Consider the following 5,428-nt stretch of genomic DNA (forward strand, 5'->3'; position numbering starts at 1 on the left):
CCTGCGTGGCGCGCCGGGCGCTCGGCGTGCGGATGCCGCTCGCTCTGGTGCTGGGCTGGCACAAGGCGTTCACCCGCCGCCCCCGGTCCCTTGCCACCGTCGCGCGCCTCACGCTGCCGCTGCTGCTGATCGTCGTGGCGATGAGCGCCTGGACCACCCTGGACCGCTTCCACAGCGAGCCCGAGCGGATCGGCCTGCCCACCACGCTCAGTGTCCGCGCCGACGACTCCGGCCTGAGCGAACAGCAGACCCGCTCCGTCCTGGAACGCGACCCGGAGGTCGCCGCCGCCTATCCGGGCGTCGAGACGGCGGCCCTGGGTGCGAGTCAGACGGCGACCATCGCGCTGCGCGGCCTCGGCACCCACCAGGACCCCTACCCGTACACCCTCGCCGAGGGCCGCCCCGCCCGCGGTGCCGACGAGGCCGTGGCCGGGCAGGGGCTCCTCGACCTGCTGAACGTGAGCGTCGGCGACTGGGTCCGGATGACCGTCGGCGACCAGCCGCAGATCCTGCACATCGTGGGCCGCAGCATCGAGCCGGAGAACGCCGGCCGGGTCATCTCCACGTCCCTCGACACCCTCCGCGAGAACGACCCGGATCTCCGCCCGACCGTCTACGAACTCCGGCTGGACCCCGGCGCCGACCCGCGGGAGGTCGCCGACCGGCTGGCGAAGGCCGGGGGCGGCCACCTGGACGTGCACACGGTGACCAACCCGGCCGACGGGCTCTCGCCGCTCCGCGCGGTCGTCGCGGGGCTGATCGCCGTGCTGGCCCTCATCGGGCTCATCGAGCTGCTGACCGCGATCGGCGGCACCGTCCGCGAGAGTGAACGGGACCTGCTGGCCCTGAAGGCCATCGGCCTGTCCCCCCGGCAGATCACGGCGATCACCGTCACGGCCACCGGCCTCACGGCTCTGGCGGCCGTCCTCGCCGCCACCGCCCTGGGCCTCCCGCTCGCCCGGTGGCTGATCGACGCCCAGGGCCGGTCCAGCGGCATCGGCGCGGGCATCGCGCAGGGTCCCTCCGCGGCCTTGATGGTGCTGCTCGGGGTGGCAGCGGTGCTCTGCGCGGCCGCGCTGGCCGCCGTCCCCGCGGCCCGGGCGGCCCGCCGGCGCCTCGCGGACACGCTGAGTGCGGTGGCCTGACCTCGACGCCGGTCAGCCGCCGTAGGGGGCTCGCGGGTTGTACGGCGGTTGCGGGTGCGGGTTGTACGGCGGTTGTGGGTGCGTCGCGTACGGATGCTGCCCGCCCGGCGCGTAGGGCTGGCCGTACGGGTTCCCCTGCGGCGGCAGGTACGGCGAACCCGGCGGCGGCATCGGCGGGACCGGGCACGGGACCGGCCCGGGCGCCGGTGCCAGGGTCGCCGGATGGGCCTTCAGCCGGATCCCGTACCGCCTCTTGAGCCGTCCCATCTCCACCAGCGCGATACCGGTGACCGTCACCGGCGCGCCCAGGATGAAGACGATGCCGAGGGTGAGGCTGAGCCCGTGCAGATCGCCTGTGACGAGGTCAGGGATGGCCATCAGCCAGCTGGTCACCACGGCGAGCAGCGGCGGCAGACAGCGGTGCACGGCGGCCGTGCCGAAGAAGTTGCCGGAGACCCGCACCGCTCCGTAGGCCGTGAAGATGAGCATCCACATCATCGTCAGGCCGACCGTCAGGATCATCACCACGCTGCCGGTCGCGTTCGTCGTCCGCACGAGCAGCAGCACCGCCGCGACACAGCCGACGAACAGCAGGAGCAGCTTGAGGGAGTTGAGGAGCGGCACCCGCAGCTGCCGCACCGTGCCGCCGCGCCGCCAGACCCAGAGCATCGCCCCGACCGTCAGCGGCGTGAGGAAGAGAAGGACGACGGAGGCCGTCATCGCGTTCTCCAGCAGTTCCCTGAAGTCGAAGCCGCGCTCGATGAAGGTGAAGACCCCGAGGGACGCGGCCGCCCCGGCCAGGACGCGGAATCGCTTGAGGCGCTCCACCGACGGATCGAGCGGCTGCGGAATCCAGGCGGGGTGGAACACCACCCGCGCCACGTCCTGGGGTCTGAGCAGGGACCCGGCCGTCAGTGTGCCACCGGTCCAACTTCCGCGTGTGCGTGCCACTTCGCGCTCCCCCGAGCACTCGCCGTGATGATCGTCCGGGAGTCTACGGGAAGCGGACGTCGCACAGCCGCCCGCCTCCCGTCCCGACGTCGCACAGCCGCCCGCCCCCGTCCAGTGCCCGTGACTACCGGCCGCGCAGCTCCCGGTACGTGGCGACCAGCGCCCTGGTGGAGGCGTCCAGGCCCTCGACCTCGGCTCCCTCGGTCAGCGCGGGCTCGACGCGCTTGGCGAGGACCTTGCCCAGCTCCACGCCCCACTGGTCGAAGGAGTCGATGTTCCACACCGCGCCCTGCACGAACACCTTGTGCTCGTAGAGGGCGACCAGCTGGCCGAGGACGGACGGTGTCAGCTCCGGCGCGAGGATCGTGGTCGTCGGATGGTTGCCCTGAAACGTCTTGTGCGGCACCAGCTCCTCGGGCGCGCCCTCGGCCCGGACCTCCTCGGGCGTCTTGCCGAACGCGAGTGCCTGCGTCTGCGCGAAGAAGTTCGCCATCAGCAGGTCGTGCTGCGCCTTCAGCTCCTCGCTCAGCTCGCCGACCGGCCTCGCGAAGCCGATGAAGTCCGCCGGGATGAGCTTCGTACCCTGGTGGATCAACTGGTAGTAGGCGTGCTGTCCGTTGGTGCCCGGCGTGCCCCACACGACCGGCCCGGTCTGCCACTCCACCGCGCGCCCGTCCCGGCCGACGTACTTGCCATTGGACTCCATGTCGAGTTGCTGGAGGTAGGCGGTGAACTTGGACAGGTAGTGGCTGTAGGGCAGCACCGCATGCGACTGGGCGTCGTGGAAGTTGCCGTACCAGATGCCCAGCAGGCCCAGCAGCAGCGGCACGTTGGACTCGGCGGGCGCCGTCCGGAAGTGCTCGTCGACGATGCGGAAACCGTCGAGCATCTCGCGGAAGCGGCCCGGGCCGATCGCGATCATCAGGGCGAGGCCGATCGCGGAGTCGTACGAGTAGCGGCCGCCGACCCAGTCCCAGAACTCGAACATGTTATCGACGTCGATGCCGAACTCGGCGACGTTCTCGGCGTTCGTCGACAGCGCGGCGAAGTGCTTGGCGACCGCGGTCTCGTCGGCGAGGGCATCCAGCAGCCAGGAACGCGCGGACGTGGCGTTGGCGACCGTCTCGATGGTGGTGAAGGTCTTGGAGGCGATGACGAACAGAGTCTCCGCCGGGTCCAGGTCCCGGACCGCCTCGTGCAGGTCGGCGCCGTCCACGTTCGACACGAAACGCACCGTCAGCGAGCGGTCGGTGAAGGCCCGCAGCACCTCGTACGCCATCGCCGGGCCGAGGTCCGAACCGCCGATGCCGACGTTGACGACGTTCCGGATCCGCTTGCCGGTGTGGCCGGTCCACTCCCCCGAACGCACCCGGTCCGCGAAGGCGGCCATCTTGTCGAGGACGGCGTGCACATCCGGCACCACGTTCTCACCGTCGACCTCGATCACCGCGTCCCGCGGGGCGCGCAGCGCGGTGTGCAGCACGGCCCGGTCCTCGGTGGTGTTGATCTTCTCGCCGCGGAACATGGCGTCCCGGAGCCCGAAGACGTCGGTGGCGGCGGCCAGTTCGCGCAGCAGCCGCAGGGTCTCGTCGGTGACGAGGTGCTTGGAGTAGTCGACGTACAGGTCGCCGACCCGGAGGGTGTACGCGGCGCCGCGGCCGGAGTCGGCGGCGAACAGCTCGCGCAGCCGGACTTCACCCAGCTCCTCGCGGTGCTTGGCCAGTGCCGTCCACTCGGGCGTCTGGTTGAGCCTGGTACGGCCGTCTGCGTTCATCTGGGACTTCAGCCTTCTTCCTTGCCTGCCTGTGCTGCTGCGTACCTGCCCCGCTGCCGGTCCAACCTAGTTGATCAGCGGTTGCCGTGGCCTGTCGTCGCGCCGCCCTCCGGCGCAACAACAGGTACGTCCGACCGGCGCGCGGGTATCAGCGCGGTGACGGACAGGACGAAGAAGGCGGCCGCGAGCAGCGCGGGGGTGTTCTCCCCCCAGGCGCCGGCGACGGCTCCGCCCAGCAGCGCGCCCAGGGGTGCGCCCGCGACCGCGAGCGTCCGGAAGGCGGAGCTCACACGGCCCAGCAGCTCGGCGGGGCTGCGCTGCTGCATCAGCGTCGTGGTGTTGACGTTCCACACCATCCCCATGAACCCGAAGACGGCCAGGGCGGCCACCAGGGCGACCATGCTGCGAACCGAGCCCATGACGAGGAGTGCGGCGGTCTGCGCCGTCCCGGCGACGAGCACCAGGCGCATCCGTCCGAAGCGGGCGACGAGCCGACCGCCTGCCGCTCCCCCGGCCAGGCTGCCGACCGTGTACGCGGTCATCGCCACCGCGTATCCGGCGTTGCCCGCGCCGAGCCAGCCGGTCACCAGGATCACGAGGGTGGCGACGAGGGCACCCATGCCGACGTTGCACAGGGCGGTGGCGGTGCACAGTCCGCGCAGGGCCTTGTCGCGGGTCAGGACGCGCAGTCCCTCGGCGATCTCCCGTCGCAGTGTGCTGCCCGCCGGCCTCGGCTCACGATCCGGCTCGGCGGCCGGGAGCGTGGCGATGAGCGCGGCGGCCACCAGGAAGGTCACCGCGTCCGCCGCGAACGGCACCGCCACCCCAACGGCCAGCAGCAGCGGCACGACCGGTCCGCCCAGCAGACCGCCCGCGATGCGCTGGCCGGTCAGCAGCCGGGCGTTGGCGCTGCCGAGCGCGTCCCGGTCGACCAGGGCGGGCAGCAGCGCGGTTGCGGCGTTGTCGAAGAGGGTCTGGAGGGTGGTCAGCGCGAAGGCCAGCACGATCAGCAGGCCGATCGAGGCATGGCCGAGGGCGACGGCCACCGTGAAGGCGGCGACCAGCAGCCCGCGCACCGCGTCCACCGTCCACATGGCCCGCCGCTGGTCCACCCGGTCGGCGACGGCCCCGCCGAGCAGGCCGAAGACGATCCAGGGCAGATGGCCGCAGGCCGTGACGGAGGCGATGAGCAGTGGATCGTCGGTCAGCGTGACGGCCAGCAGGGGCAGAGCCGCCGTCCGCAGTGCGTCACCGAAGCCGGACAGCACGGCCGCGCTCCACAGCCGCCCGAAACCCCCGCGCCACGCGGGCGCGCGGACTCCCCCAAGCTCTTCGAGCAGGGAGGTACCCCCACCCACCTCGCCCGTCGCCACCGCTCCCCCTCATGGTTCGTCCGATGCACAAACCGTAGAGGGCACCACTGACAATCGGTCCGCGAGCGGCCCGCGAGAGCAGCTCCGGCCGGGCACCTGTTGGTGCCCGGCCGGTCTCGACTTCTAGTGCCACGACAGGCAGCATTCGCCCCGTCACGACGCCCGGCACGCACTCTCGCCGCACC

The 5,428-nt window shown here is 71.9% G+C and carries 4 protein-coding genes; 1 reads left to right on the plus strand and 3 read right to left on the minus strand.

The genetic code is table 11. The features are described 5' to 3' along the window. Positions 1-1,145: FtsX-like permease family protein (locus ABZ281_RS35970; RefSeq protein WP_356662264.1), on the plus strand; the 1,145-nt coding region annotated here is incomplete at its 5' end. Between the two features lie 12 nt (positions 1,146-1,157). On the opposite strand, the gene ABZ281_RS35975 is transcribed toward ABZ281_RS35970, so the two are convergent. The 3 genes from ABZ281_RS35975 to ABZ281_RS35985 all read right to left on the minus strand — a co-directional run bounded on the left by ABZ281_RS35975 (position 1,158) and on the right by ABZ281_RS35985 (position 5,210). Then, positions 1,158-2,096 (minus strand): hypothetical protein, encoded by a 939-nt coding sequence (locus ABZ281_RS35975; RefSeq protein ID WP_356662265.1) that lies wholly within the window; start codon positions 2,094-2,096, stop codon positions 1,158-1,160. A 124-nt stretch (positions 2,097-2,220) separates the two neighbouring features. Continuing rightward, positions 2,221-3,870 (minus strand): glucose-6-phosphate isomerase, encoded by a 1,650-nt coding sequence (gene pgi / locus ABZ281_RS35980; RefSeq protein WP_356662266.1) that lies wholly within the window; start codon positions 3,868-3,870, stop codon positions 2,221-2,223. Positions 3,871-3,944: 74 nt separating this feature from the next. After that, a complete protein-coding gene (locus tag ABZ281_RS35985; protein WP_356662267.1) occupies positions 3,945-5,210 on the minus strand; it encodes an MFS transporter in 1,266 nt (421 codons plus the stop codon). Positions 5,211-5,428: the final 218 nt, after the last annotated feature.

The organism is Streptomyces sp. NPDC006265 (assembly GCF_040613555.1).
In the GTDB taxonomy this organism is placed as follows: Bacteria; Actinomycetota; Actinomycetes; order Streptomycetales; family Streptomycetaceae; genus Streptomyces.